The sequence below is a fragment of the Thalassotalea sp. 273M-4 genome, assembly GCF_041410465.1.
GTDB lineage: Bacteria > Pseudomonadota > Gammaproteobacteria > Enterobacterales > Alteromonadaceae > Thalassotalea_A > Thalassotalea_A aquiviva.
Genome location: NZ_CP166961.1, coordinates 46672 through 72633 on the forward strand (window position 1 = coordinate 46672; position 25962 = coordinate 72633).

Annotated in this window: 23 protein-coding genes; 6 read left to right on the forward strand and 17 right to left on the reverse strand. The window is 41.9% G+C overall.

Annotated features, from left to right (window positions below; all coding sequences use genetic code 11):
* The first annotated feature begins 49 nt into the window (after window positions 1-49).
* Window positions 50-1924, forward strand: coding sequence for a dihydroxy-acid dehydratase (ilvD, locus tag ACAY00_RS00215; protein WP_371375587.1), 1875 nt, complete (start codon window positions 50-52; stop codon window positions 1922-1924).
* 20 nt (window positions 1925-1944) lie between these two features.
* The gene (gene ilvA, locus ACAY00_RS00220) at window positions 1945-3516 is read left to right on the forward strand and encodes a threonine ammonia-lyase, biosynthetic (RefSeq protein ID WP_371375590.1); all 1572 of its coding nucleotides are present in this window, start codon (window positions 1945-1947) and stop codon (window positions 3514-3516) included.
* A gap of 6 nt (window positions 3517-3522) precedes the next feature.
* On the opposite strand, the gene ubiK is transcribed toward ilvA, so the two are convergent.
* Window positions 3523-3798, reverse strand: a complete 276-nt coding sequence (gene ubiK / locus ACAY00_RS00225) for a ubiquinone biosynthesis accessory factor UbiK (protein ID WP_371375593.1) — start codon at window positions 3796-3798, stop codon at window positions 3523-3525.
* A 193-nt stretch (window positions 3799-3991) separates the two neighbouring features.
* Here ubiK and rep point away from each other — a divergent pair, with 193 nt between their 5' ends.
* The gene (gene rep, locus ACAY00_RS00230) at window positions 3992-6019 is read left to right on the forward strand and encodes a DNA helicase Rep (protein ID WP_371375595.1); all 2028 of its coding nucleotides are present in this window, start codon (window positions 3992-3994) and stop codon (window positions 6017-6019) included.
* Between the two features lie 74 nt (window positions 6020-6093).
* Here the strand turns inward: rep and ACAY00_RS00235 are convergent, their stop codons facing one another.
* The 5 genes from ACAY00_RS00235 to ftsY all read right to left on the reverse strand — a co-directional run bounded on the left by ACAY00_RS00235 (window position 6094) and on the right by ftsY (window position 13086).
* On the reverse strand, window positions 6094-8097 hold the full coding sequence (locus ACAY00_RS00235) for an EAL domain-containing protein (protein WP_371375598.1): 2004 nt from the start codon (window positions 8095-8097) through the stop codon (window positions 6094-6096).
* A 386-nt stretch (window positions 8098-8483) separates the two neighbouring features.
* Entirely contained in the window at window positions 8484-9353 is an 870-nt protein-coding gene (gene rpoH / locus ACAY00_RS00240) for an RNA polymerase sigma factor RpoH (protein WP_371375602.1), read from the reverse strand.
* 524 nt (window positions 9354-9877) lie between these two features.
* Entirely contained in the window at window positions 9878-10852 is a 975-nt protein-coding gene (gene ftsX, locus ACAY00_RS00245; RefSeq protein ID WP_371375605.1) for a permease-like cell division protein FtsX, read from the reverse strand.
* Window positions 10852-11538 (reverse strand): cell division ATP-binding protein FtsE, encoded by a 687-nt coding sequence (gene ftsE / locus ACAY00_RS00250; RefSeq protein ID WP_371375608.1) that lies wholly within the window; start codon window positions 11536-11538, stop codon window positions 10852-10854. Before ftsE ends, ftsX begins: the two co-directional genes overlap by 1 nt.
* Window positions 11539-11724: 186 nt before the next feature.
* The gene (gene ftsY / locus ACAY00_RS00255; RefSeq protein WP_371375611.1) at window positions 11725-13086 is read right to left on the reverse strand and encodes a signal recognition particle-docking protein FtsY; all 1362 of its coding nucleotides are present in this window, start codon (window positions 13084-13086) and stop codon (window positions 11725-11727) included.
* A gap of 145 nt (window positions 13087-13231) precedes the next feature.
* On the opposite strand from ftsY, the gene rsmD reads away from it, so the two are divergent.
* Window positions 13232-13816 (forward strand): 16S rRNA (guanine(966)-N(2))-methyltransferase RsmD, encoded by a 585-nt coding sequence (rsmD, locus tag ACAY00_RS00260; protein ID WP_371375614.1) that lies wholly within the window; start codon window positions 13232-13234, stop codon window positions 13814-13816.
* Between the two features lie 100 nt (window positions 13817-13916).
* Here rsmD and ACAY00_RS00265 read toward each other — a convergent pair whose 3' ends face one another.
* The 9 genes from ACAY00_RS00265 to ACAY00_RS00305 form a co-directional block, all read right to left on the reverse strand.
* Complete coding sequence (locus ACAY00_RS00265; RefSeq protein ID WP_371375616.1) at window positions 13917-14132, reverse strand: dodecin; 216 nt, start codon at window positions 14130-14132, stop codon at window positions 13917-13919.
* Window positions 14133-14195: 63 nt separating this feature from the next.
* Window positions 14196-14822, reverse strand: a complete 627-nt coding sequence (locus tag ACAY00_RS00270; protein WP_371375619.1) for a YjaG family protein — start codon at window positions 14820-14822, stop codon at window positions 14196-14198.
* A 57-nt stretch (window positions 14823-14879) separates the two neighbouring features.
* Window positions 14880-15749: a glutathione-dependent disulfide-bond oxidoreductase gene (yghU, locus tag ACAY00_RS00275; RefSeq protein WP_371375621.1), complete on the reverse strand. Its 870-nt coding sequence runs from the start codon at window positions 15747-15749 to the stop codon at window positions 14880-14882.
* Window positions 15750-15873: 124 nt separating this feature from the next.
* A complete protein-coding gene (locus ACAY00_RS00280) occupies window positions 15874-17490 on the reverse strand; it encodes a hypothetical protein (RefSeq protein WP_371375624.1) in 1617 nt (538 codons plus the stop codon).
* Between the two features lie 240 nt (window positions 17491-17730).
* Window positions 17731-17925, reverse strand: coding sequence for a hypothetical protein (locus tag ACAY00_RS00285; protein WP_371375627.1), 195 nt, complete (start codon window positions 17923-17925; stop codon window positions 17731-17733).
* A 163-nt stretch (window positions 17926-18088) separates the two neighbouring features.
* Window positions 18089-19894, reverse strand: a complete 1806-nt coding sequence (locus ACAY00_RS00290) for a M61 family metallopeptidase (RefSeq protein WP_371375630.1) — start codon at window positions 19892-19894, stop codon at window positions 18089-18091.
* A gap of 64 nt (window positions 19895-19958) precedes the next feature.
* A complete protein-coding gene (locus tag ACAY00_RS00295; RefSeq protein ID WP_371375633.1) occupies window positions 19959-20186 on the reverse strand; it encodes a VF530 family DNA-binding protein in 228 nt (75 codons plus the stop codon).
* 157 nt (window positions 20187-20343) lie between these two features.
* Window positions 20344-21072: a glutathione peroxidase gene (locus ACAY00_RS00300; protein ID WP_371375636.1), complete on the reverse strand. Its 729-nt coding sequence runs from the start codon at window positions 21070-21072 to the stop codon at window positions 20344-20346.
* Between the two features lie 259 nt (window positions 21073-21331).
* Entirely contained in the window at window positions 21332-21721 is a 390-nt protein-coding gene (locus tag ACAY00_RS00305; RefSeq protein WP_371375640.1) for an HIT family protein, read from the reverse strand.
* A gap of 290 nt (window positions 21722-22011) precedes the next feature.
* On the opposite strand from ACAY00_RS00305, the gene ACAY00_RS00310 reads away from it, so the two are divergent.
* Both ACAY00_RS00310 and yeiP read left to right on the forward strand, forming a co-directional pair.
* Window positions 22012-22218: a hypothetical protein gene (locus ACAY00_RS00310; RefSeq protein ID WP_371375643.1), complete on the forward strand. Its 207-nt coding sequence runs from the start codon at window positions 22012-22014 to the stop codon at window positions 22216-22218.
* Window positions 22219-22440: 222 nt separating this feature from the next.
* Window positions 22441-23013, forward strand: a complete 573-nt coding sequence (yeiP, locus tag ACAY00_RS00315; protein ID WP_371375646.1) for an elongation factor P-like protein YeiP — start codon at window positions 22441-22443, stop codon at window positions 23011-23013.
* Between the two features lie 112 nt (window positions 23014-23125).
* Here yeiP and ACAY00_RS00320 read toward each other — a convergent pair whose 3' ends face one another.
* Window positions 23126-24274: an iron-containing alcohol dehydrogenase gene (locus tag ACAY00_RS00320; RefSeq protein ID WP_371375649.1), complete on the reverse strand. Its 1149-nt coding sequence runs from the start codon at window positions 24272-24274 to the stop codon at window positions 23126-23128.
* Between the two features lie 220 nt (window positions 24275-24494).
* Window positions 24495-25949, reverse strand: a complete 1455-nt coding sequence (gene gnd / locus ACAY00_RS00325) for a decarboxylating NADP(+)-dependent phosphogluconate dehydrogenase (protein ID WP_371379465.1) — start codon at window positions 25947-25949, stop codon at window positions 24495-24497.
* Between the last annotated feature and the right edge of the window lie 13 nt (window positions 25950-25962).

Consider the following 25962-nt stretch of genomic DNA (forward strand, 5'->3'; position numbering starts at 1 on the left):
TCCAGCTTCTTGGATAACGAACAGCAATAGACAACAGAAAGGAAAAACTATGCCTAAATTGCGCTCAGCAACTTCAACCCAAGGACGAAATATGGCTGGAGCCCGTGCTTTATGGCGGGCTACAGGGATGACCGATAATGATTTTGGCAAGCCGATTATTGCGGTGGTCAATTCATTTACTCAGTTTGTTCCCGGTCATGTGCATTTAAAAGACATGGGACAACTCGTTGCAGGCGCGATTGAAAAAGCAGGAGGCGTGGCCAAAGAGTTTAATACCATTGCTGTTGATGATGGTATTGCAATGGGACACTCAGGCATGCTCTACAGTTTACCTTCTCGTGAGCTTATTGCGGATTCGGTTGAGTACATGGTGAATGCTCATTGTGTCGATGCCATGGTTTGTATCTCCAACTGCGACAAAATCACCCCAGGGATGATGATGGCGGCTTTACGTCTCAATATTCCGGTGATTTTTGTCTCTGGTGGTCCGATGGAAGCGGGTAAAACCAAGTTAAGCGATCAAATCATCAAGTTGGATTTGGTTGATGCTATGATGCAAGGCGCTGATCCTAAGGTCTCAGACGAACAAGCAGCGCAAGTTGAACGGTCTGCATGCCCGACTTGCGGCTCATGTTCCGGTATGTTTACCGCCAATTCGATGAATTGCTTGGCCGAAGCCTTGGGCTTGGCGCTGCCAGGTAATGGTTCAATGTTAGCCACACACAGTGACCGAGAAAGCCTATTTTTAAAAGCCGGCGAGCAAATTGTTACCTTGGCTGAGCGCTATTATCATCAAGATGACGCCAGTGTATTACCTCGCAATATTGCCAATAAAGCCGCATTTGAAAACGCCATGTGTTTAGATATTGCGATGGGGGGCTCAACCAATACGGTGTTGCACTTGTTGGCCGCCGCGCAAGAAGCCAAAGTCGACTTTACCATGGACGATATTGACCGATTATCACGTAAAGTTCCACACCTGTGTAAAGTTGCACCGTCAACGCAAAAATATCATATGGAAGATGTGCATCGCGCCGGTGGTGTGGTCGCCATTTTAGGGGAGTTAGCGCGTGCCGGTTTATTACATATGGATGCTAAGAATGTTTTAACCACAGATTTAACTCAATTGATTGCGCAATACGATATTACTTTAACCGACTCTGAAGCGGTTAAAACCTTTTACAAGGCGGGGCCCGCTGGGATTCGAACGACAAAAGCATTTTCCCAAAGTTGTCGTTACGATAGCCTAGATGATGACAGGCAACACGGCTGTATTCGAGAGCATCAACATGCCTTTTCGCAAGACGGTGGCTTAGCGGTGCTGTCTGGTAATATTGCTCGCAAGGGCTGTATTGTTAAAACCGCAGGGGTAGCTAAAGAAAACTTGATATTTGAGGGTGTCGCTCGAGTCTATGAAAGCCAAGAAGACGCGGTTGCTGGTATCTTAAATGGTGACGTTGTCGCAGGTGATGTTGTGGTTATTCGTTACGAGGGCCCTAAAGGTGGGCCAGGGATGCAAGAGATGTTGTATCCAACGACCTATTTAAAGTCGATGGGGCTAGGTACTCAATGCGCATTAATTACCGATGGTCGTTTTTCGGGCGGAACATCGGGGTTGTCAATTGGCCATGTATCGCCAGAGGCGGCTAATGGCGGTGATATTGCTTTAATAGAACAAGGCGATCCGATTCACATCAACATTCCCAATCGAAGCATCGAGTTGAAAGTCAGTGAACAAGAAATGGCCACAAGGCGACAAGCGATGCAAGCTAAAGGTCCTCTTGCATGGCAACCGGTCGAACGTGTTCGTCCGATAAGCTATGCATTAAAAACCTATGCCATGTTAGCGACCAGTGCTGACCAAGGTGCGGTTCGAAATACCCGTTTACTTGATGGCCAAGAAAGCATCGAAAGTTCATTTTAAACAAACCGACCGAGGCGCATATGAAAGTTGATCCGCATGTTAAAAATAACCAACCTGAGACGAATATCAAAGAACTTGGGTTGGAGTATTTACGTCGAATTTTGCTCGCGCCGGTTTATGATGTTGCCAAAGAGTCCGACTTAACCCCACTGACTAAACTGTCGGCTTCATTACACAATCAGATTTATTTGAAACGCGAAGATCAACAGCCTGTCCATTCTTTTAAGTTACGTGGTGCCTACAATAAACTGGCTCAGCTTAGTAAAGCCCAACACAACAATGGCGTTATTGCTGCCTCGGCGGGGAATCATGCCCAAGGTATGGCGTTGGCGGCGAAAAAATTAGGTATTCACGCGACCATTGTGATGCCTATTACGACCCCAGACATAAAAGTAGATAATGTCCGCCGTTTTGGTGCCGAAGTGAGGTTGGTGGGCAAAAGCTTTAATGAAGCGCAACAAGCGTCAATACAATATGCCCAAGCAGAGCACAAAACCATTATTCATCCCTTTGATGATCCTGATGTGATTGCCGGTCAAGGCACGGTAGGAAAAGAGGTGATGCAACAATTGCCCCATGCTGATGCGGTATTTATTCCCGTTGGTGGTGGCGGATTATTGGCGGGGATGGCGGTATATTTAAAACAGCTTTGTCCTGGTATTAAAGTCTATGGCGTTGAAGCTCAGGATTCGGCGTGCTTAGAAGCGGCGATGAATGCCGGGGAACCGGTTGATTTAGAGCATGTCGGCTTATTTGCTGATGGCGTTGCGGTTAAGCGCATTGGTGAACATACGTTCTCTTTAATTAAGCATTACTGCGATGGTGTGATAACGGTTAGCACCGACGAAATCTGCGCTGCCATCAAAGATACGTTTGAACAAACTCGGGTTATCGCAGAGCCTGCTGGCGCTTTATCCTTAGCAGGATTGAAAAAGTATTGCCATACCAGCGTTGGCAATGAGTCGCTAGTGGCTATTTTATCTGGGGCTAATATGAACTTTCATTCGCTTCGTTATGTTTCTGAGCGTTGTGAGCTCGGGGAGCAAAAAGAAGCGGTATTAGCGGTAACCATAAAAGAGCAAAAAGGGAGTTTTCGTCGTTTTTGTAAAGATTTGGGCAATCAAGGTATTACTGAATTTAACTACCGTTATGCCGATGGCGAACAAGCACAAATATTTGTTGGCGTGCGCTTATCTGGCGGGGTTAAAGAAACCGATGATTTAATTCAAAATCTTCAGGAAAAAGGCTATCTGGTACAAGACTTTACCAATAATGAGTTAGCCAAACTGCATGTGCGCTATATGATTGGAGGCGCCAACCATTCGGTTGAACACGAACGATTGTTCAGTTTTGAATTTCCAGAGTATCCTGGCGCTTTGGAAAAATTTCTCGATACCCTTGGCGAGTTATGGAATATTTCGTTATTTCACTATCGCAATCATGGGGCTGCATTTGGTCAGGTTTTGGCGGGAATTGTGGTGCAAGACGAGCAACAGTTAGCGTTTTTTAGGCATTTAAAAGATTTAGGTTATCAGTGGCAGGAAGAAACCGATAACCCAGCTTATCAGGTGTTTTTAGCGAAGAAAAACTAGTGTTATTTATTCTGCTGACGGCTCAGTTGAATTTTTTTGATTGAGCTGAGCTTCTAGCTCGGCGACCTTCTGGCTTAACTCATCAAGTTTCGCTCGGGTCTTAATCAGCACTTGCGTTTGAACGTCAAACTCTTCGCGAGTTACAACATCTAATTGAGACAATTTCGATTGTAACACCTGCTTCGCTTTCGCTTCAAAATCGTTGGCGGCACTCTTAACCCCTGGAGGGATCGCTTCGGTAATTTGTTTGGCAATGTCTTCAATTTTTTTGGCGTTGATCATCTAAACTTCCTTAACACAAACGTAGTCTGTTTATTGTAAACAAATTATCTTATCTTGACAGTATTATTTGGCGCTAGGGTTTATTATAGCCGTTGTTAAAAGCACAGTCTCAGCCGAGAAGTCGCTTGAGTAGAGCTAGGTATTTTAGGTAAAATTGCTCTCTTTGAGATAATCGCAGGAAAACCGCTTAGGTATGAAACTCAACCCCAGACAAGATGAAGCAAAACGATATGTCAGTGGACCATGCTTGGTTCTCGCTGGCGCTGGTAGTGGTAAAACCGGGGTTATCTGTCAAAAAATTTCTTACCTTATTCTCGAGTGTGGCTATAAAGCTCGCCATATTGCGGCGGTAACCTTTACCAACAAGGCGGCCCGTGAGATGAAAGAGCGAGTAACTAAAATGTTGGGCCGTCAGCACTCTCGTGGCTTAATGGTATCGACTTTTCATTCGTTAGGTTTGGATATTGTTCGACGCGAACTAAAAACCTTAGGTTTTAAGCCTGGCTTTACTTTGTTTGACGATCAAGACTCCTTGGCTTTGTTAAAAGAACTCAGTGAAAAAGAGTTAGATGGTGATAAAGAGTTGCTGTCGAAATTACAAAGTACCATTTCCAATTGGAAAAACGATTTATTGTTGCCAGAGCAAGTGTTAAAGCAAGTTCGTGGAGCAGATGACGTTTTATTTGCGAAGTATTATCAACAATACCATCAAAATATGCGCGCTTATAACGCCCTAGATTTTGATGATTTGATCTTAATACCGACGTTATTACTGCGTAACTACCCAGAAGTACGTCAACGTTGGCAACAAAAAATTCAGTATTTATTGGTGGACGAATACCAAGATACCAATGCCAGTCAATATGAACTGGTCAAGCTACTTGCAGGCGAACGAGCGCGTTTTACGGTGGTGGGTGATGACGATCAGTCGATTTATTCTTGGCGAGGGGCAAAGCCACAAAACTTGGTTTTGCTTGGCAAAGACTACCCCCAATTAAAATTAATTAAACTCGAGCAAAACTATCGTTCATCGGGACGTATTCTTAAATGTGCTAACGTATTAATTGCCAATAACCCGCACGTTTATGACAAATCGTTATTCAGTGAATTAGCCTACGGTCCTGAACTGAGGGTGGTGAAAACCAAAAACGAAGATCACGAAGCTGAGCGAGTGGCGGGTGAGCTTTTGGGGCACCGCTTTTTAAATAAGAGTAAATTTAAAGACTACGCGATTTTGTACCGCGGTAACTTTCAATCGAGAGTGATAGAAAAGGTCCTTATGCAAAACCGCATTCCTTATAAAATAAGCGGTGGCACATCGTTTTTTTCGCGCGCAGAAATCAAGGATATCATGGCCTACTTGCGCCTGATCGTGAACCCGGATGATGATAATGCATTTTTGCGCATTGTGAATGTCCCGCGACGTGAAATTGGCCCAGCCACCTTAGAAAAGCTTGGTAATTATGCTAATTTACGACAAATCAGCATGTTTGCCGCCAGTTTTGAATTAGGCCTAGAACAGCACTTAACAGGGCGAGGGCTGGCCAATATTCAGCGTTTTACCCGGATGATTGTTGAAACCGAAGATAACGCCAACCGGGGGGACACGGCGAAGGTCTTACGCAGCTTTATTCAGCAGATCAATTACGAAGACTGGCTTTACGATACCTCGGCCAGTGCGAAGGCCGCCGAAATGCGGATGAAAAACGTGACCGAGTTATTTAGTTGGGTTACAGACATGCTTGAAGGCAGTGATGATGAAGAGCCGATGACCCTTGCACAAGCGGTAACTCGTTTAACCTTACGCGATATGATGGAGCGAGGTGAAGAGGAAGAAGATACCGATCAGGTTCAGCTAATGACTTTGCATGCATCAAAAGGTCTGGAATTTCCTTACGTCTTTCTTATTGGTTCTGAAGAGGGGATTTTACCGCATCAAACCAGCCTTGATGAAGATAATGTCGAAGAAGAGCGACGTTTAGCCTATGTAGGGGTGACCAGAGCGCAACGCGAATTGATTTTTACCTATGCCCAAGAGCGTCGCCAATATGGTGAAGTCATTCGGACCGAGCCTTCGCGCTTTTTATATGAAATGCCACAGGACGATTTGGTTTGGGAGCAAGGGCAAGAGCGACGAGTCAGCGCGGAAGAAAAACAAGCCAAAGGTAAGGTGGGTGTGGCTAATTTAAGGGCTATTTTAGCCGCGAAAAAACAAGAGTGATCGCTTAATTATCGGTCGATTTTATTATCGAACGGTGGGCGAGCAAACTTTAAAGACATCAAAGCGAAGCGGGTTTAGGCACAATTATCGACATCATCTTCGCTTTGCTTTTGGTCTGATTCTGGTGACTCACTGCTTTGTGGACGACTGATGTAAAAGCCTTGGCCATAATCACACCCTGCTTCTATTGCTTTGAGTAATTGTTTTTCTGATTCAATGCCTTCGGCGACCAAATGATATCCAAATACTGAGCCCAATTCACATAATGTTTTTGCCAGTTTTAAATTTTTCTCATTGGAATTAAATGAGCGGACAAAGGATTGATCAAGTTTAATGATCTCAAATGGGTAGTTCTGCAAATAATTTAATGACGAAATGCCCGAACCATAACCGTCCAAGGCCAATTTAACCCCTGTACTTTTAATCCGTTTCAGTTGGTTTAAAGTGAGCTCTGTGCTTTGACTAAAGGCGGATTCATTGAACTCTAAAATCAGTTGTTGCGGTCGACAAACGTACTCGGTGATTTTTTGTGACAACCGTTGAATATACTTAGATTGAGTTAAATGCTTGCCCGACAGGTTAATGCTGATAAACGCATTGGCCTGAGCCGAGTGTTGCCATTGTTTGATTTGTTGGCCAACTTGCTTAAGGATCCAATATTCTATCGCTATTATTAACCCTGTTTCTTCCGCCATCTCTAAAAAATCAATCGGTGATAATAAACCACGTGAAGGGTGTTGCCAGCGCAATAAGGCTTCATATCCAATCGTGGCATTGTTGTTACCAATGGCGCTGATTTTTTGTAGATGTAACACAAATTCTTGCTTGTTTAGGGCTTGGCGAAGATCTTGTTCGAGGGTTAAATTGGCCAGCAATTCTTCACGCATACTGTCATCAAAAAACACAAATCGGTTGCGTCCCATGGCTTTGGCTTGATACATGGCTGCATCGGCATCACGTAGCACCTCAAGAGCGTTATGGTAGTTGTCTTTTACAATATTAATGCCAATGCTGGCACTGGAATGTAATTGTTGCCCTTCAATTAAAAACGGCTGATTGATGCTGTCGATAATGCGTAAAGCGATATACTCCGCATCATCTGGGTGGTTTAAACTATCCAATAAAATAACAAACTCATCGCCACCTAGTCGCGCTAGGGTGTCCTTGGTGCGAATACATTCTGCGATTCGGGCCGATATTTGGATTAATAGTTGGTCGCCAATGTGGTGGCCCAAGGTGTCATTGATTACTTTAAAGCGGTCTAAGTCAATGAATAAAATGGCAAATTTATTGTTTGCTTGTTTTAACCTTTGCTCAATGCGCTCGGTGATCATTTTTCGATTAGGGAGCTTAGTTAAGGTATCGTGATGAGCGGCAAAATAAAGCTTTTCCTCAATAACGCGACTGTGTTCAACCTTTTGCTGTAAGACCTTATTGGTTTGGATAAGGTCTTTGGTGCGATCAAAAATGACATCTTCTAAATCGGTGCTATAACTTTTTAGCTTATCATTGGCGCAGTTTCGATGAATCGCAGATGCTATTTGGTTGGCGATAAAGCGAATAATCTGCAAATCAGCAATAACGCTTTTGCTTTTACTTTCAAAGCCGGCAATCGCCACCAAACCAATACTAATGCCTTCTATGACTAGAGGCGCAGCCAACCATTTATCAATTAATTTGGGGTATTTATCCCGACTGGGGAATGGGCGTTTAGTTAAACCTTGTTCAGGATCTAAAATCGATACTTGATCGTGATCCATGAATATTGGATTACCTATCGTGCGAATGAATTCAACAACATCGGTAGATAACTGTTTGTCAATCGGAGCGATGTTTAATTCATCGACGTAATAATGGGCGGCGGCGATATTATGCGGTTGGGTAAATAATTGCAGGTATAAGTTTTTGGCTGGGAAATAGCGCTTAATAATGGTTTGCAGTTGAGTACAAAAGACGTCCAAGTCGGTCGCCACACTGGTTAATTCAGCGAGACGTAACAAACCTGTCTGTACTTTTTTGCTCTGCTTATATTTGGACAATAACGTAAGCAAGCGTTGTTCAACTGATGACGGTGTCAATGGTCTTCCTTTTACTGAGTCGTCAATACAAAACTAAATGCAAATTTTTCAGCCAACATGCCCCTCATTTGGTCGCTTGTGTTGTTTAATAACATTTATAAGGAGCAATAGGTTCCGAACATCTATCTTTATGTGATAGGAGGGGGTATTGGAGCCAGAATATACCTAGCTATTTTCAGTCATACTGCCATTTTTTCCCAGTATAGCCCAATCAACTTGCTTGATGCTAACAAAAATTTTACATACCGGGCCTGTTTAACACCAATCCCATTAAGTTTTTGCTCACGTAAACACTTAATGGGATTGGTATAATCAGTTTTTTATTGGTTTATTAAACAAAAAAGCAGACCGAAGTCTGCTTTTATTTCGTGGGATTACCAACAAGCTTAGTGTTCTGCAATGCCTTGCTTAAGTTTATTAAGAGCATTCTTTTCTAGCTGTCTTACACGTTCAGCGGAAATGTGATACTTGTTCGCTAAATCTTGTAGCGTTGCTTTATCGTCGTCTAACCAGCGAGTTTTGATAATATCTTGGCTGCGCTCGTCTAGAGCTGTCATGGCATTTGCTAACTGGTTGTTGACATGGTTATCCCAATTATCATTTTCAACTTCCGCAGAAAGATCCGAATGGCTGTCTTCTAAGTATTGGGCTGGGGCAAAATTACCGCCCGCAGAGGCACTATCATCATCGCTGTCGGTCAAATCGAAAGCCTGATCGGCAGAGCTCATGCGGTTTTCCATTTCCATAACATCTTTGGCACTAACGCCGAGCGTTTTGGCGACTGTATCGACCTCTTGTTGGTTAAACCAACCTAAGCGTTGCTTGTTCTTTCTTAAATTAAAGAACAATTTACGTTGAGCTTTTGTGGTGGCAATTTTAACAATGCGCCAGTTTTTAAGCACAAATTCATGAATTTCGGCTTTGATCCAGTGGACCGCAAATGATACCAAGCGAACACCCACTTCAGGGTTAAAACGCTTCACCGCTTTCATCAGACCAATGTTACCTTCTTGAATTAAATCAGCTTGAGGTAAGCCATAGCCAGCATAGCCTTTTGCGATGTGAATCACAAAACGCAAGTGCGACATGATCAGTTCTTGTGCAGCATTTAAGTCATTTTGAATATGTAAGCGAGATGCTAGTTCATGCTCACGTTCAGCGCTAAGCATAGGAATGCTATAAGCTGATTGCACGTATGCTTCGATACTGCCGCTTTGTGGGACAGTTAAAGCCATTGATTGCATAGTCTTACTCATTAAAAAAAACCTCTCCTTTAAACTCCACAGAGAATGTCAAATTCCCATGAACATTCGATAATATCACAGCTCTTCCTAGATCGCTAATGATAAACTTTAATTGTTTATTTCGCAAATAAGCGGGCAAGTTTTCGTCACATTAACCCATATGCTAAAGAGGAATTTCGTCGTCATTAGCCAGATATCAGCCTATAAAAACCAATAAATAATCAATGTTTTAATCAATTATTGTCGCCACAACAGGATGAGCTATAACTTAAATCCTTGACGGCTATTTGGTTAACCAATATCCAATAATCAATAATCAATAATCAATAACAAATAACCAAGAGGTAAAAATCATCTCAAATGCACATTGCTTATTTGCCCATTGTGATTTGTTGGCCTCACTGTATTTGCTTAATTAACGGATAGTTACGGATGTATGCGCTTTTAGGACCAGTGAACACAGGGAAAGTTTCATCATTTGCCCTTAAATTGAGTAAATGATGAACTGTGCTCTAGGATTTTGAACTGTTTATGGTTTAAGCCTGAGGTTCGATATCTTTTATGTGCTTGCGAACAGAAATGTAGCTGCCGGTAAGGCCTAATACAACCGCACTGCTCACTAAGATAAGGCATTCGGAGAATGATAAGCCCTGTAATGAAAATTGACTATGGTATAGTTCGGCTAAATCAACAATGGCGAAATCAAGGTAAAAAGTCAGTAAAAACACCGTAATGACCGCTAAAATACCACCAAAAATGCCATACCACATACCTGTATACATAAATGGCCGCTGGATAAAGCCGTCAGTTGCCCCCACCATTTTCATCACTTCAATAGCGCTTTTTTGATTTAAAATGGCTAAGCGAATGGTATTGCCTATGATCAAAACCACCGATAAGCTAAGCAAAAAAGCCAAAGCCGACACAATATTTTGTATAAGTGACATGATAGCCTGTAACCGAGTTAACCATTCTAAATCAAGCTTACCTTGTGCGACGGTGCGTTCTGATTCGATTTTTTCGAGTAATTTCTCGGCGGCTTGCGCCTTACTATGACGCTTGGTCGGAGTTACAATTAATGTCGTGGGTAGAGGATTGGTGTCCAGATAAGATAATGCCTTACCAAAGCCCGAAAGCTGGGTGAATTCTTTGAGCGCTTGTTCTGATGAAATCAACTTAACCGTGTCGACTTCAGGATATAGTCTAATTCGCTTAGCGAGGTTTTCAGCATCTTTGCTGGGCGTATCCATGTTTAAATACACATTGATTTGAGCAGCTGAGTCCCATTGGCTACTTATTTGTTGTGCATTTTTAGTAAAAACATGCAAGGTTGCAGGCAATGTTAAGCTGATCCCTAGCACAAAAATGGTCATTAATGAGGCGAGAGGGGTGCGCCACAAGTCGCCTAAACTACCTACCGCTTGTTGTAAATGACGAACAGGAAGTAACAGCAGTTGTTGCAACGTTAAAGCGGGTTTTACTTTTAAGGTGGTGGCTGATGGTGCTGGCATTATAATATCTCCTGCTCGGCCATCGTTAAACCGTCGGTGATCATTTTGCCCTCTTTAAGGGTCAAGGTGCGATATTTCATTCGTGCAATTAAGCCTAAATCATGGGTCGCGATTAAAACACATACCCCCACAGCATTAAAATCTTCAAATAATTTAATGATGTCCAATGATAACTTAGGGTCGAGGTTACCTGTGGGTTCATCGGCTAGGATGATTGGTGGTTTATTAACAATGGCCCGAGCAATCCCCACTCGTTGTTGTTCTCCACCTGAAAGCATATAAGGGAAGCATTTGAGCTTATCGCTAAGACCAACCTTTTCAATGGCAGCTTCGACTCTTTTACGAATTTCTTTACCGCTCACCCCCTCAATAATCAGAGGTAGGGCAACATTGTCAAACACTGTGCGATCGGTTAACAGATTATGATTTTGAAATATGATGCCAATATTACGGCGCAGGTAAGGAATTTGCTTATAGGTAACACGAGAGACGTCCATCCCATTAATGGCGACTTGGCCAGAGGTTGGGCGTTCCATTAATGATATTAATTTTAATAAAGTAGACTTACCTGCACCAGAATGACCGGTTAAAAAAGCCATTTCACCGCTTTGCATTTTAAAATTGATATTTTTTAAAGCGCTGAAACCGCCTGGGTAGGTTTTGTTTACCGAATTAAAATGAATCATGAGCCATTATATTTTTGTTGTTGAGGTCTATGCTGTTATAGCCTACTGAAAAACCAATGAAATTTGAACAAAAAAATACCAAGTTCGGTGATTAGCGAGCTCCGATTTAATAATAAGGGTAGATATTTAAAGGATGACAAGGCGCCACTCCAATCTTTAACACTAGAGTGGCGGCGAAAAGAGGGGTTATTTTTCAAATAAGGCTTCGATAAATTCTTTACTGTTGAATGGGCGCAAGTCATCAATACCTTCACCGACACCAAGGTAGCCAATGGGTAACTTATACTGATCAGCTAGTGCAAAGATGACACCACCTTTGGCCGTCCCATCAAGTTTGGTCAAATTAATGCTGGTTAAGCCGACGGCTTGGTCAAATAACTTGGTTTGGCTAAGGGCATTTTGTCCGGTCCCCGCATCCAGGGTCAGCATCACTTCGTGAGGTGCTTGTGGGTCAATCTTTTTCATTACCCTAACGACTTTTTTCAACTCTTCCATTAGGTGAGCCTTGTTTTGTAAACGACCAGCGGTATCGGCAATTAAAATGTCACAACCTTTGCTTTTTGCTGAGTTTACGGCATCGAAGATAACTGAGGCACTGTCGGCACCGGTATGTTGGGCAACTACCGGAATATTATTGCGCTCACCCCATACTTGCAGTTGTTCTACTGCTGCCGCACGGAAAGTATCACCGGCCGCTAACATCACCGATTTACCTTGGCTTTGAAACTGTTTTGCTAGCTTACCAATGGTGGTGGTTTTTCCAACACCGTTAACACCTACCATTAAAATAACTCTTAAGCCTTCAGGTTCAGGGTGTTTAGGCGCATCAATGTTGTCGAGAATTTTTTGCATTTCTGCTTTTAACAACTCATAAAGTGCTTCACCATCTTTAAGTTGCTTGCGTGAAGCTGATTCTGTTAACGCATCAATGATCTTTTGGGTTGTTTCCATCCCGACATCGGCAAGTAAAAGCTGAGTTTCGAGCTCTTCAAACAGCTCATCATCGATTTTTTTACCACGAAATAAATCGAAAATTCCACCACCAAGCGACTGGCGCGTCTTAAATAAACCTTGTTTTAGGCGGGTAAAAAAACCGGTTTTTTCTTGTTCTGGTAGGGGTTCAGGTTTAGACTTTTCTGCTTCTGCTTCTGCTTCTGCTTCTGCTTCTGCTTCTGCTTCTGCTTCTGCTTCTGCTTCTGCTTCTGCTTCTGCTTCTGCTTCTGCTTCTGCTTCTGCTTCTGCTTCTGCTTCTGCTTCTGCTTCTGCTTCTGCTTCTGCTTCTGCTTCTGCTTCTGCTTCTGCTTCTGCTTCTGCTTCTGCTTCTGCTTTGTGAGCTGCCGTCGGGTTTACCTTAGCATCGCTACTTTCTGGGGCCATCGGGTTTGCATTTTCATCAACCGTCTCTAGCGGCTCATTTACCGGCGACACAGAACTCGAATCAACCTCGGTTTGCTCAGGGCTTTGTTGTTGCTCAGATGTTGTTTGTTCGACGTGTTCTGCCGTTTTATCTTTTTTTAACCAGGAAAAAAAACCTTTTTTCTTTGCCATAATGCTTCGTATTCTAGTTGATGATTGACGTGTCGTTTAAGCGAAAAAAGTCGCCTTATTTCGCTTTATCTAAATAAATGGGCATAAAGTTCCCTTTATTGCCGTTATAATACCATTATATCTGGATACTGTATAAAAAAGGTTTATGGCGAAATATTCTAAAGCGAAAACGGCGCAACCAACGGGCCAAGTTAGGATTATTGCAGGCAAGCATCGTGGTCGAAAACTGCCTGTGTTATTAAGTGATGGGCTGCGTCCAACTACGGACAGAGTCAAAGAGACGGTATTTAATTGGCTCACTAGCGACATTGTCGATGCACGCTGTCTTGATTGCTTCGCAGGCTCTGGTAGCTTAGGCTTTGAAGCCTTATCTCGTGGCGCTAAAGAGGTCAGCTTTATTGAGTTGTCGACAAAAGTTGCGAACCAGCTTAAACAAAACATAGCGTTACTTAAAGCTGATAATGCGACAGTGTTAAATCAAGATGTAAATCAATATTTACTGCAAGCAAAGCAAGGTTTTGATCTGGTATTCATTGATCCGCCTTTTCGTTTAGGTCTGGTTGAAAAAGTTGTAAGCCTATTAGAGCAACAACAGTTATTAAACCCCGATGCGTTGATTTACATAGAGACAGAATCGGAAAAAGGAGAATTGGCGGTGCCTGCCCATTGGCAGTTATTAAAACAAAAAGTCGCAGGACAAGTAACCTACCGCTTGTATCAAGGTGGCTAAAACGTTGTTTTATTGATAGTCGATGGCCTAGAAGTGCTGAAAAAAATACAGGTTGAATAGGGCTGTTTATAGCTGCTCAACCTGTATTTTTGTACTTTTACTAGCTGTATTTAAGGCGAAAACCAACTTTAATGGTTACTTGATAATGACCCACTTTGCCGTCAACAATATGGCCTCGAGTTTCGACCACTTCAAACCAATTTAAATGAGAAATCGTTTTAGCGCATTCGGCTAAGGCATTTTCAATGGCTTCTTCTATCGAATTAGGGGAAGAGCCTACCACTTCAAGTTTCTTGTAAGTATGATGATCTGACATTGTTTTTCCTATCATTAAATAACAGAGGTTATGTTAAGGATAGTCGAAAAAATATCGGTCAATTTAATACTCAATGCCTAAGTTACTGATTTTTTCCTCTAACACCAAGGCTTTCAATTGTTGGCAGGTGCTTTTATTTTGTGCGGCCTGCTGCAATACGTCAAACGCTTCTTGTTGGGTCTCACGCTCCCAAACCATTAGCGGATGCTCTTCTATATCGGCTTCTTTTAAAACAATTTCTTCTTGTTGTTGATGCTCTTGTGCTAACAGTAACTGAACATAATGACGAACGCTGTTAATAGATAGCAAAGGCACATTTAATAAGGTGCTATCGTCGTTATCTTGCATTCCTTGAAGTAGCGAGCCCATTGCCATACATGTATCAAGAGCCGGATAGACGCCAAAAAAATCATAATCGTCAACATCAGGAATAATGTCTTCGAGCTTTTCTAATTGGGCAGCGTAATTAATTTTGATCTGACCTTGTTCTAATCGTTGCCAAATTAAGTTTAATTGGTTGCGCAAAAGATTCGCATCGCCAAATTCAACGGCTTCAGAGAACATCGCATAATTTGGAAGCATACGTTCAAGCAGGCAAGCGGCAAAAGCGGTTTGTTGCCAAAAAGACAACGTATTTAATGGGAGTTTTATCGACACCTTATATTCCAAGGCTAAAAATGAATACTGCAATTATATACCTAAATACAGTATTCAAAAAGCTTGAACTCAATAAATACAATTACTTGCTTAATCTTGTTCTGGTGCGATTTTGTCTTGAGTTTTTAATTCAAAGTCACTGGCATGATGACGTTCATGCAGTTGCTCTTCTGGCTCACCCCATGTTCGATTTACCATGCGGCCACGTTTTACCGCGGGTCGTTGGTTTATTTCTTCAGTCCACCTTAGCAGATGCTTATATTCATGAGCCTGCAGAAACTCGGCCGCCTCATAGACTTTATTGGTGGCCAGAGCCCCGTACCAAGGCCAAATTGCCATATCTGCAATGGTGTACTCGTCACCAGCCATAAATTGGTTCATGGCCAAATGCTTGTCTAAAACATCTAGCTGGCGTTTTACTTCCATGGCAAAGCGATTAATTGGGTATTCAAATTTTTCAGGGGCATAGGCATAGAAGTGACCAAAACCACCGCCTAGCATAGGCGCACTACCCATTTGCCAGAACAACCAATTTAAACATTGGGTGCGCTGTGCTAATTGTGCCGGAATAAACTGGCCAAATTTTTCGCCTAAGTAAAGTAAAATAGATCCCGACTCAAACACTCGCGTTGCCGGCTCTGTGGTGGTATCGCATAAGGCTGGGATTTTGGAGTTGGGGTTGAGCGCAACAAAACCGCTAGAAAACTGTTCACCTTCTTGAATCCGAATCAAATGAGCGTCATATTCGGCTTCTTTGATGCCAAGTGCTAACAACTCTTCGAGCATAATGGTGACTTTGACGCCGTTTGGGGTGCCAAGAGAATACAATTGCAGCGGATGTTTGCCAACAGGTAAGGGCTTGTCATGAGTCGCGCCTGAAATCGGCCGATTGATGTTGGCAAAAGCACCACCATTACCAGGCTCCCATTGCCAAATCTTAGGGGGAGTATATTCGCTCATGTTTGTTAGCTCCTTAATTGAGTTGTCTGGTTTAAATCCTGATCTTAGATCATAGATGAAGACGGCAAAAACGAAAACGGATACCTCAAAAGTATCCGTTTAATTGCATTGGCAGGAGATTGCATTAACTTAATGCAATTTGTTTTTGGGCGTATTCAAATTTTAATCGATATTCCGTCAATTTGTTTTCTAAGTCACTAACGGTGTCATTGAGCTGGCGTTTAAGTTCGGTATTCTCATCACGCAAATCTTTCATCGTTTCCCTAAATTTATCATAATCTTCATCTTGTCTGGATTTGATTTGGGCGCTCTTTTCAATGTATTGATTGAACTTATCTTCTTGTTTTTGAAGCTGTTGAGTAAGCTCTTCTACTTCTTTAAAGCTTTGTTTATGATCTTCTTTTTGCTGCTCTATTTGTTGATTTAAGCGTTTGTTTTGTTGTTCTAAGTTTGCCAATTTATTTTCCATATCGGCTTTGTATTCGCTCAACGTTTCCTGACTATCACTCAATTGTTTTTGAGTTCTATCAAGCTCTTGCAATTGCTCTTCAATTTGTTGACCTAAGGTGGTTTCGATATGTTTGATTTGTTTTTGATGTGCTTGCTTGGTTTCCAGTAAGGTATCAGAGCTTTCTTGACGAGTGACACTGAGCTTTTGGCTGAGCTTGTCTTTTTGACTGGTCAGGGAGGCTACTTTTTCTTCACTTAAAGCTAATTGGTCGGTTAATGTGTCGTGCTTTAGCCATAACGATTTGTGCTCTTTCTTGAGCTTCTCCAATTCGCTATTTAACAGGTTAGCTTGTTGCTCGTGTTGTTGTTTAACTTGCTTTAATTCGTTGTTTGACTGTTTCAGCTGTTTGTCTTGTTCTTTTTGTGCTTGTTCAAGTTCGTTGTTTAAACGTTCAAGCTGTTTATCTTGCGTGCTAATTTTTTGTTTTTGCTTGTTTTCGCGAGTTTTAGACGTTTCTAATTTTTTTGTTAGCGACGTTATTTTTTGGGTTTTGGTCGCAATGTTTTTATTTAATGCCTGGATCTCTTTTTTAAATTCACTATCTTGGTCATCATGCTTTGCTGATAAGCGCTTGTGTTGTTCAAAGTCTTCTAATAATTGTTGGTGCTCGTTCTTGAGCTCAGTTAAGGCCGCCGTTTTAGAGCTTAATAAATCAGATGTTTGTGATAGTTGGGCTTCAATATCGCCGCTACCTTGTTGATATGTCGACACTTGAGCGATTAACTCTTCGATTTGTTGTTGGCTACTTTCACTTAAGTTATCAAACTGACGTTGAATGTCGTTTAGCTGTTGACTCAGTTTTTCTTTATCTTTGTTTAACTGTTGGTTGTCTTTATTTAACGGCTCGAGCTGAGATTGCAATAATTTTCTGTTGTCGTTGGTTAGTTTTATTTCATCGCTTAAGGATTGGTTTTCTGTTTCAAACTGCAGAAGGCTTTGCTCTAGGTTTTCTACTTTTTCGCTGAGCTCAAGGTTAGTTTGCTTTTGTTGCTCAATTTCTGCTTGTAACTGAGATGTTTGACTGTATTTTTGTTGCGAGTCGTTGGCTTTTTTAGATTGTAAAAGCTCAATTCTTTGTGCTTCTAAAGCCGCTGATTTATCGGCATCGGCTTGTTCGATGAGTTTGTCCAGAATAGCGCTCACTCGCTCTTCTAGTTGGATAAATATATCACCAGCGAGCAACTGTAATTGCTCGTCTACTTCATTCGTTAAATCAGGTTTTTTTGCCATAATCAGACTTATTCTTATTTTTAAACCAGTGCCAAGACGTCTAGCAGCAAACAATGAGCTGACACTTGAGTTAAGTACAGATGGGATTACCCAAATAAAAATCTAACACACACTAACTTAAAATAGCAGAATTTTTTTAAAACTCACAATAAAATCAAATATCTTTGATGTTTTATTGTGGCGGGGGAAATAACGTCGAGGAATAAAAAAAACAGCCTTGGAAACAGGCTGTACAAAATATTAATTACTAATGAGCTTTAAAGTCTCAGCTAAACGCTTTAACTCTTCTTCGGTTTGTAGCTTTAATTGACTTATCGAGTGTAAATTCAACCGACCAGTTTGGTGTTGATTTAATTGCTCAGTAAGTTCTGCCAGTCGCTCATTTAGCTCTAACTGTTTTGATTTTATCGATGTTTCTAAATGTTGAATAATCATTGCAACCTCCAGAACCCGTAAGAGTACATTTTTGGCGGTTGCGCTCGCTTGATTCAGCTCAACTTCATGCCCTATTCGCGCCCAATTAAGGCTACATAGGGATTAAAATGCGTTTTTCTTCGATTATCAGGCTGCTTCTGGGTTTGCAAATGCTCACTTTTTGCTAGTTGTTAACTTTTGTTGGTGTCGGCCAGTGACGACTTAGGTTGCTGCTGTCAGAAGATAAACGAACCGCCAGTTTAGGGTCGTTTATTGGGGTGATCCGCGTTTCTATTAATGCGTTGTCACGAAAATAGTGACAACTTAACGGGGTATTTACACCCACTTGCGTTAATAAGTCGGTCAAACTTTGATGACTTAATTGAATCTGGTCGATGGCAATTATGGTGTCATTAACCGCGAGTCCTGCTTGCTCTGCCGGCGAGTTTTCTTCCACTTGAGTCAATTTTAAACCCAATGGTGTTTGTTGATAAAAGCAACCTAAATACGGTTTGGCTTCATCGTCTTTAGCCGACGTTGGTGAATTTAAATCAAGATACGGTACTCGCGATAAGGTGATACCTTGTGTGGCCAACAGTTCGGTTAGGTCAATACGCTCGGATTGATAGATTTTCTGCTGAAAATCTGCCCGGATATCCGTTTGGCAAAGTTGATTCGCATAGCTGATAAAGTCTTCTTCTACCGTGCCTATATTGGTTTTGCCATGATGTTGCCATAGTAGCTTCATCACATTGTCTAAGCTGTAGTTATGATCTGAGTGTTGGCGTATGGTTAAATCTAACCATAATGCAAACATCGCTCCTTTAGTGTAATAACTGACGATATTATTGACCGCATCAGGGCCTTGTTTGTAAAACTTAGTCCAAGTGTCAAAGCTAGATTCTGTTAACGATTGTTTTAATTCACCCTGGCCACGAGATACTCGGGTAAACGTTTTCGACAGTAGTTCGAAATAGTCTTCTTGGGTAATGATGCCTGTGCGATATAAAGAGTAGTCGTCATAGTACGAAGTGATGCCTTCGTAGGCCCAGAGTTGGGTGGTATGTATTTCTTGACTTAAATCCATCGTGCTAAATTCAGCAGGTTTGATGCGACAAACGTTCCAAGCATGAAAGTATTCATGTGAGCATAGCGATAAGAAGGTTTTGTAGCCATCACTGAGTTGCTCGGGGCGGTTTTTATTGGGTAAGTCTGAACGACTGCAAATAAGCGCGGTCGAGTTTTTATGCTCTAAGCCACCAAAGCCACTTTCAACCACATTTGTTAAAAACCAGTATTCGCTAAAAGGTGCCTGTTCAAAGAGATCGATATGATGCTGACACAGAAGGGTTAAATCACGTTTTAATCGTTCGTGATCAGCATAATTTTTACCGGCTAATACCAGATAATGATCAATCCCATAGACGTTAAATGAAATAACATCGAAGTTGCCCATTTCAACAGGGCAATCAATTAAGTGGGCATAATCATCGGCAAAATATGCACCAAATTCACCTATTTTTGTCGAGGTCGCTCGAGTCAGCCCTGTTGCTATACACCAAGCGCTGTGATCATAAGGTGCAAGAAGGTTAACTTTACATGGCAAATGCTTAAACTCTTCAACACATAAAAAGGTGGAGCTGCCATTGAAAAAACCTCGCTGATTATCTAAATAAGCTGTTCTTACTGAGGTATCAAAGGCATAGACTTGATAACGCACAATAATGGCCACTCCATTGGTGCATAACTGCCAAGTTTGTTTGTCGGTTTTTTGATACGCTATAGGCTTGCCATTTTTATCGCAGACGTTAAATGTCACAATATTCTTAGCAAAATCCCTAATCATATAGGATCCAGGCAACCAAGCCGGCAGGCTCAAGGTTAAATGTTGCTGTGCATGTTCGGCAATTTCAATACTCACTTCATATAAGTGAGCGTTAGGTTTTTCTGGACGAATTTGATAAACAATGTGATCAGGAATTTGGCTCATGGGTATAACTTATGTTGATTGCTATTGATATTTGTTGCTATTGGCTTAGGTTTTTTAGTTGAGCTTAGCCATTAATTTTGTGCTTGTTTTTGATATAAAACTGCTCGACTTTGTCTCTCGCCCAAGGTGTTTTACGCAAGAATTTTAAGCTTGATTTTATGCTAGGTTGATCGCTAAAGCAGCGGATGTTTATTTCTTTGGCTAAACGTTCAAAGCCAAAATGTTGCTCTAAATCGGTGACGATTTTGGCTAATGTAATGCCATGTAATGGATTATAAGGTTGGTTGTCCATCGGACTCTCCCAAACTTGACCAGGGGACCGTTTGTATAGGCCTATTTCCTAGCCAGATAAAATATAACTTGAGTCTAACATTATTCCTTAGCAAATAAAAAAGCCTTAATCAGTTGTGGTCATTGATTAAGGCTTAGTTTGCTTTTATGGGGCGATATTAGTTTAGGTATTGGACTAAATCATCACTGCCACCAATATGTTTTCCATCGATAAACACCTGCGGTACAGTGTCTCGCCCTGTAATGGCTTTAAGCGATGTTAAACTGATGTTGTTATCCAAGGTGATTTCCTCAAATCCGATGCCTTTTTCAGTTAATAACTGTTTGGCTTTTAAACAAAATGGGCAACCTGGTTTGGTAAAGATACTAACCGGTAATGGCTTAACGGCATTTGGGTTGATGTAATTAAGCATGGTGTCGGCATCCGATACTTCAAATGGGTCACCAGGTACATTTTGTTCAATAAACATTTTGTCAATAACGCCATTTTTGACCAGCATCGAGTATCGCCAGCTGCGTTTGCCAAAGCCTAAATCTCGTTTATCGACTAACATGCCCATGCCATCGGTAAAGTCACCATTACCATCGGGCAACAACCGGATGTTGGCGGCGTTTTGCGCTGCCCACCAGGCATTCATGACAAACGGGTCGTTCACCGATAGGCAAATAATATCGTCGACACCATTTTCCTTAAAGGTATGTGCCAGTTCATTAAATCTTGGTAAATGCGTTGATGAACAGGTTGGCGTGAACGCCCCAGGTAATGAAAAAACAATCACGGTTTTGTCTTTAAATAATTGATCTGTAGTTAATTTCACCCACTCATTATTCTCTCGAGTAATAAATTCTGATGACGGGACGTGTTGACCTTCTTTGTTACTGAACATACGTGCTCCAATGGCTAAGTGGTTAATTGGCTATATTATGGATCCGAACTGCAAAGGGAAATTTATTAATACTAAAGATGATAATCTATAAAATAGAATAATGAAAATGCGCTAAGGCAATAGATATATAAACAAGCTTTGGTGAGCAGCTACAAGTCAATTTTGGGGAGCGGTTGGCGTTAGCCCTTTGGGTGGTGAAGACAACGCCGATTAAAGCGCCTGTCTTCACTCATAAATGTCAGCCTGTTAATACTAGATGTTACAGGTTGGCGGCAATGCTTTTCGCTGCTTCGGCTAGAGCCTGATGGTCGGTAGGAGTCGCTCTACTTAAGTCCAAGTCAGACATACTATCCATTGGTACCAAGTGAATATGGGTATGAGGAACTTCTAAACCAGCAATAAACAAACCAACCCGTTTGGCGGGAAAAGCTTTTTTAATCGCTTTACTGACACGTTGGCTCACATTCATTAAATGCGCCGCTAACGACTCGGGTAAATCATCGAAATGATCGATTTCCTGTTTTGGGATCACCAAAACGTGCCCTGCTCGAATCGGCTCTATGGTCATAATAGCAATGGCTAATTCGTCTTGGTAAACAAAGTGCCCGGGTAAATTGCCGTCAATAATGTGAGTAAATACACTGGCCATGGTTTTTCCTATTGATTTTGTTAACTTGGTATCATTGTAACCAAAGACCGCAAGATTTCTAGGGGGCTTTGGGTTGTTAAAACGGCGTTGGGGTTTTTAACTGGCGAAACTCTGAACGAAACTAAGCGAAGAGCGCGAGCCTGCATTAACAATAATGTTGTTTTGGCGTTACATCTGATTCAAAAGCTTGAATAGAATGGGTCTTAAATGTAATCTACAAGGCTTACGGCTGGGCGCTTTTACTTTACAATAATCAATTTTAAGCCTGGTTGTTTTCAAGGAGATGAATCGTGAAACTATATGCCATTCTTGTTGCAACTGTGTTGAGTGGTTGTGCCAATACCCATCAAACAGAACAACATTTTTCGAGCCTAAACGGTGTTAAAGTATTATCAGCAGATGCAAAGCAAGATGCTTGCTTGCTTGATAAACAAGCTTACACCATTAATGGTCACAACCAAGCATTAAGCAATACCAACAAAAGTAACCAATGTTAAGTCGTTACCACTGCCGGTTAAAAAATGCCAAGCTTTAAGCTTGGCATTTTTTTTATTTGTTCATCAACCCATAAGCGAGTTTGGTTATTTTAACATTCGCCCTTAAGTCACTTCCTTATTGAGCAAATATTGGCTTGATATTCATTGTTTTGATTGAAATAACTTGCAGTTTATCATTCTCGTGGTACCTTTTTGGCTATATATTTTGAAAGGAAATAGATCATGCCAAAGGCCAGTGAAATTAAAAAGAATACTGCAATTGAATACAATAACAGTGTGTATGTGATCCGAGATATTGAACGCTCAGTCCCGCAAGGGCGCGCCGGTGGTAGTTTATACCGTATGCGCATGTACAATGTGGTGACCGGAGCAAAAGTGGATGAGACTTTTAAAGACAGCGATATGTTAAATCTTGCCGATTTAATTCGCCGCCAAGTGATGTTCTCTTACCTTGACGGTGACGAATATGTTTTTATGGACAATGAAGATTATTCGCAATACAGCTTAAACAAAGAGAACATTGAAGAAGAAGCTTTGTTTATCAGCGAAGATACGCAAGGGTTGCAAGTCATTATTGTTGATGGCAATCCCGTTGGTATTGATTTACCAGCCAGTGTTGATTTAGAAGTGCTTGAAACAGATCCTTCCATTAAAGGCGCTTCAGCAAGTGCTCGCACCAAGCCGGCTAAATTGTCGACAGGCTTAACAATTCAAGTGCCTGAGCATATTTCGGTGGGCGATCGAGTGAAAGTAAATACCGCCGAGCATAAGTTTATGGGACGTGGCGATAAATAATCGTTAAATCATTGATAAACAGTTTTATCATACAAAAGTCAGTGCATTGCACTGACTTTTTAGTTGGTCTTGCTAAAAGCTAAAAGCTAAAAGCTAAAAGCTAAAAGTAACGTTACGCAACGGCGTGTTGCAAAATTTGTTTTGAATGCGCTAGGGTAATCGCCTGATGTTCACCTAAGGCCGTCATACCGTGGTTTTTTAGCTGAACTAAAATGGCGTCAACAGCATCGTTTTTATCCCCTTGATACTCTGTTAACTGAGTGGCGACATTTAAGCTATGATAAAACGCTTCAATGGCATCTATGGTGTCATTAGCTAACGAGTCGGAACTAGGCAAGTTAAAGACATTTCTGCCCATTTGCTCGAGTTTTGCTTGTTTATGCGACAACTGATTTCGCAATAATGACGGTTGTACAATGGCCAGACTACGAGCATGATCGACACCATAAAGCGCGGTTAATTCGTGGCCTATCATATGTGTTGCCCAATCGTGCGCCACCCCTGAACCAATCAGACCATTTAATGCTTGGTTTGCGGTATACATTAAATTTGCGCGCCACTGATCTTGGTCTCTATGGTCAAAGTCTTTTGCCAATACCAGTAAGTTTTTCAGTAAGGCTTCAGCAAAGCCATCTTGAACCATATTCCCTGCTGGGAAAGTAAGGTATTGTTCACAGATATGAACAAAGGCATCGACCAGACCGTTGACTAACTGACGCTCAGGTAACGTTTTCATCACATCGGGATCCATAACCGCAAATTTAGGTTGCACCGCTGGATGCATAAAGGCAAGTTTATCTTTGGTGGCTGCTTTGCTGATCACAGAGCCTGAGTTTGACTCAGAACCGGTTGCCGGTAAGGTTAAAATACACCCCATAGGAATGGCGGTCTTAACGTGATATTTACCGGTTAATATGTCCCAGCCGTCACCGTCATAGTGAGCGGCTGCGACAACATATTTGGCACCATCTATAACCGAGCCACCACCCACTGCAAGCACATATTCAACCTGCTCAGACTTACATATCGCAACTGCTTTATCGAGCGTTTCTACTGTTGGGTTTGGCTCAACACCTGAAAATTCAACCCAAGTATGATCTGATAAAGCGTCTTTAACCTGATCGTAAACACCATTGTGTTTTATCGAGCCACCACCATATATCACCATGATTTTTTTGTCTTGAGGAATAAGGGATGCGATGCTAGCAATTTGGCCTTGGCCAAATTGAATTTGAGTAGGATTTAGATAGCTAAATTTCATTATGATACCTTTCTGTTTGGGAAATGTTTGAATCCAATTGGATTCGTTTTGCCGATATAGCTTAGATGGGGGCATTATGACAAAAACAAAGGGTATTTCATTAATAGGTAAAAATTCGTAGATAAGCTGCTCTATATAGTGCGCTTGGGCTTTAATATGGCAGCATTTGCGATAAAAATGGGGCTTAACGCCCCATTTTGTGTTTAATCAATTTTTTATATTAAACATCGTAGGTGGTTGATGCCGTGTTACCACCAGTACCTGTCCAATTGGTATGGAAAAACTCACCACGGTCACGATCAATGCGTTCATAGGTGTGAGCACCAAAATAGTCACGTTGCGCTTGCAATAAGTTCGCTGGTAAGCGGGCAGTGGTGTAACCATCGAGGAAGGTTAATGCCGATGTGGTACAAGGCATTGGAATGCCAACTTCCATCGATTTGGCCGCGACTTTTCGCCATGCACTTAAGCAGTTTTCTAGAATCTCTTTAAAGTATTGATCCGAACCTAAGAAAGCCAACTCAGGATTTGCTTCAAATGCATCGCGAATATTACCTAAAAATGCAGAGCGGATAATACAACCACCACGCCACATGAGGGCAACATTACCATAGTTAAGATCCCAGTTGTTCTCGTTTGATGCTTCGCGCATCAGCATAAAGCCTTGTGCATATGAAATGATTTTTGACGCCAGTAACGCTTGCTGTAGGGCATCAACCCACGCTTGCTTGTCGCCATCAACCTTGGTGCTTTTCGGGCTAAATTGCTGCTCTGCAAGCACACGCTGATCTTTCAATGCGGATAGACAACGAGAGAATACAGACTCAGAAATTAAAGTCAGTGGAATGCCTAGATCCAGGGCGTTAATACCGGTCCATTTTCCTGTACCTTTTTGGCCCGCCGTGTCTAAGATTTTCTCAACTAAAGGCTCACCATCTTGATCTTTGAAGCCTAAAATGTCGGCGGTGATTTCAACCAAGTAACTGTCTAATTCGGTCGTATTCCATTTCGCAAATACAGCCTGCATTTCATCTGCAGTCATGCCAAGGCCATCTTTCATAAACTGGTAGGCTTCACAAATTAACTGCATATCACCGTATTCAATGCCATTGTGCACCATTTTCACAAAGTGACCCGCACCATCGTTACCAACCCAGTCACAGCAAGGTTCACCAGCTTCGGTTTTCGCTGAGATGGCTTGGAAAATAGGTTTCACACTTGGCCATGCGTCAGCAGAGCCACCTGGCATGATGGACGGACCAAAGCGAGCGCCCTCTTCACCACCCGATACACCCGTACCAATAAAGTGAATACCTTTTTCAGCAAGTGTGGTTACACGTCGGTTGGTGTCAGGGTAGTTGGTATTACCGCCGTCGATGATGATATCACCCTGGTCTAATAGTGGTACTAGGTTGTCAATAAAGGCATCTACTACGGCACCAGCACGTACCATAAGCATGACTTTACGAGGTTTTTCTAATTTTTCTACCAACTCCTCTAGAGAGTATGCCCCTTCAATATTGGTGCCTTTAGCAGGCCCTTGCAGAAACTCATCTACTTTGGTTGTGGTACGGTTATGGGCGATCACTTTAAAGCCATGATCGTTCATATTAAGGATAAGGTTTTGCCCCATAACGGCTAGGCCGATAACCCCAATATCTCCTTTCATTTTTATCTCCAATTATGTT

Bases quoted from the DNA above. Each gene is read 5' to 3' on its own strand.
- ilvD (WP_371375587.1), top strand. From the start codon at position 50: ATGCCTAAATTGCGCTCAGCAACTTCAACCCAAGGACGAAATATGGCT.
- ilvA (WP_371375590.1), top strand. From the start codon at position 1,945: ATGAAAGTTGATCCGCATGTTAAAAATAACCAACCTGAGACGAATATC.
- ubiK (WP_371375593.1), bottom strand. From the start codon at position 3,798: ATGATCAACGCCAAAAAAATTGAAGACATTGCCAAACAAATTACCGAA.
- rep (WP_371375595.1), top strand. From the start codon at position 3,992: ATGAAACTCAACCCCAGACAAGATGAAGCAAAACGATATGTCAGTGGA.
- rpoH (WP_371375602.1), bottom strand. From the start codon at position 9,353: ATGAGTAAGACTATGCAATCAATGGCTTTAACTGTCCCACAAAGCGGC.
- ftsX (WP_371375605.1), bottom strand. From the start codon at position 10,852: ATGCCAGCACCATCAGCCACCACCTTAAAAGTAAAACCCGCTTTAACG.
- ftsE (WP_371375608.1), bottom strand. From the start codon at position 11,538: ATGATTCATTTTAATTCGGTAAACAAAACCTACCCAGGCGGTTTCAGC.
- ftsY (WP_371375611.1), bottom strand. From the start codon at position 13,086: ATGGCAAAGAAAAAAGGTTTTTTTTCCTGGTTAAAAAAAGATAAAACG.
- rsmD (WP_371375614.1), top strand. From the start codon at position 13,232: ATGGCGAAATATTCTAAAGCGAAAACGGCGCAACCAACGGGCCAAGTT.
- ACAY00_RS00265 (WP_371375616.1), bottom strand. From the start codon at position 14,132: ATGTCAGATCATCATACTTACAAGAAACTTGAAGTGGTAGGCTCTTCC.
- yghU (WP_371375621.1), bottom strand. From the start codon at position 15,749: ATGAGCGAATATACTCCCCCTAAGATTTGGCAATGGGAGCCTGGTAAT.
- ACAY00_RS00280 (WP_371375624.1), bottom strand. From the start codon at position 17,490: ATGGCAAAAAAACCTGATTTAACGAATGAAGTAGACGAGCAATTACAG.
- ACAY00_RS00285 (WP_371375627.1), bottom strand. From the start codon at position 17,925: ATGATTATTCAACATTTAGAAACATCGATAAAATCAAAACAGTTAGAG.
- ACAY00_RS00290 (WP_371375630.1), bottom strand. From the start codon at position 19,894: ATGAGCCAAATTCCTGATCACATTGTTTATCAAATTCGTCCAGAAAAA.
- ACAY00_RS00295 (WP_371375633.1), bottom strand. From the start codon at position 20,186: ATGGACAACCAACCTTATAATCCATTACATGGCATTACATTAGCCAAA.
- ACAY00_RS00300 (WP_371375636.1), bottom strand. From the start codon at position 21,072: ATGTTCAGTAACAAAGAAGGTCAACACGTCCCGTCATCAGAATTTATT.
- ACAY00_RS00305 (WP_371375640.1), bottom strand. From the start codon at position 21,721: ATGGCCAGTGTATTTACTCACATTATTGACGGCAATTTACCCGGGCAC.
- yeiP (WP_371375646.1), top strand. From the start codon at position 22,441: ATGCCAAAGGCCAGTGAAATTAAAAAGAATACTGCAATTGAATACAAT.
- ACAY00_RS00320 (WP_371375649.1), bottom strand. From the start codon at position 24,274: ATGAAATTTAGCTATCTAAATCCTACTCAAATTCAATTTGGCCAAGGC.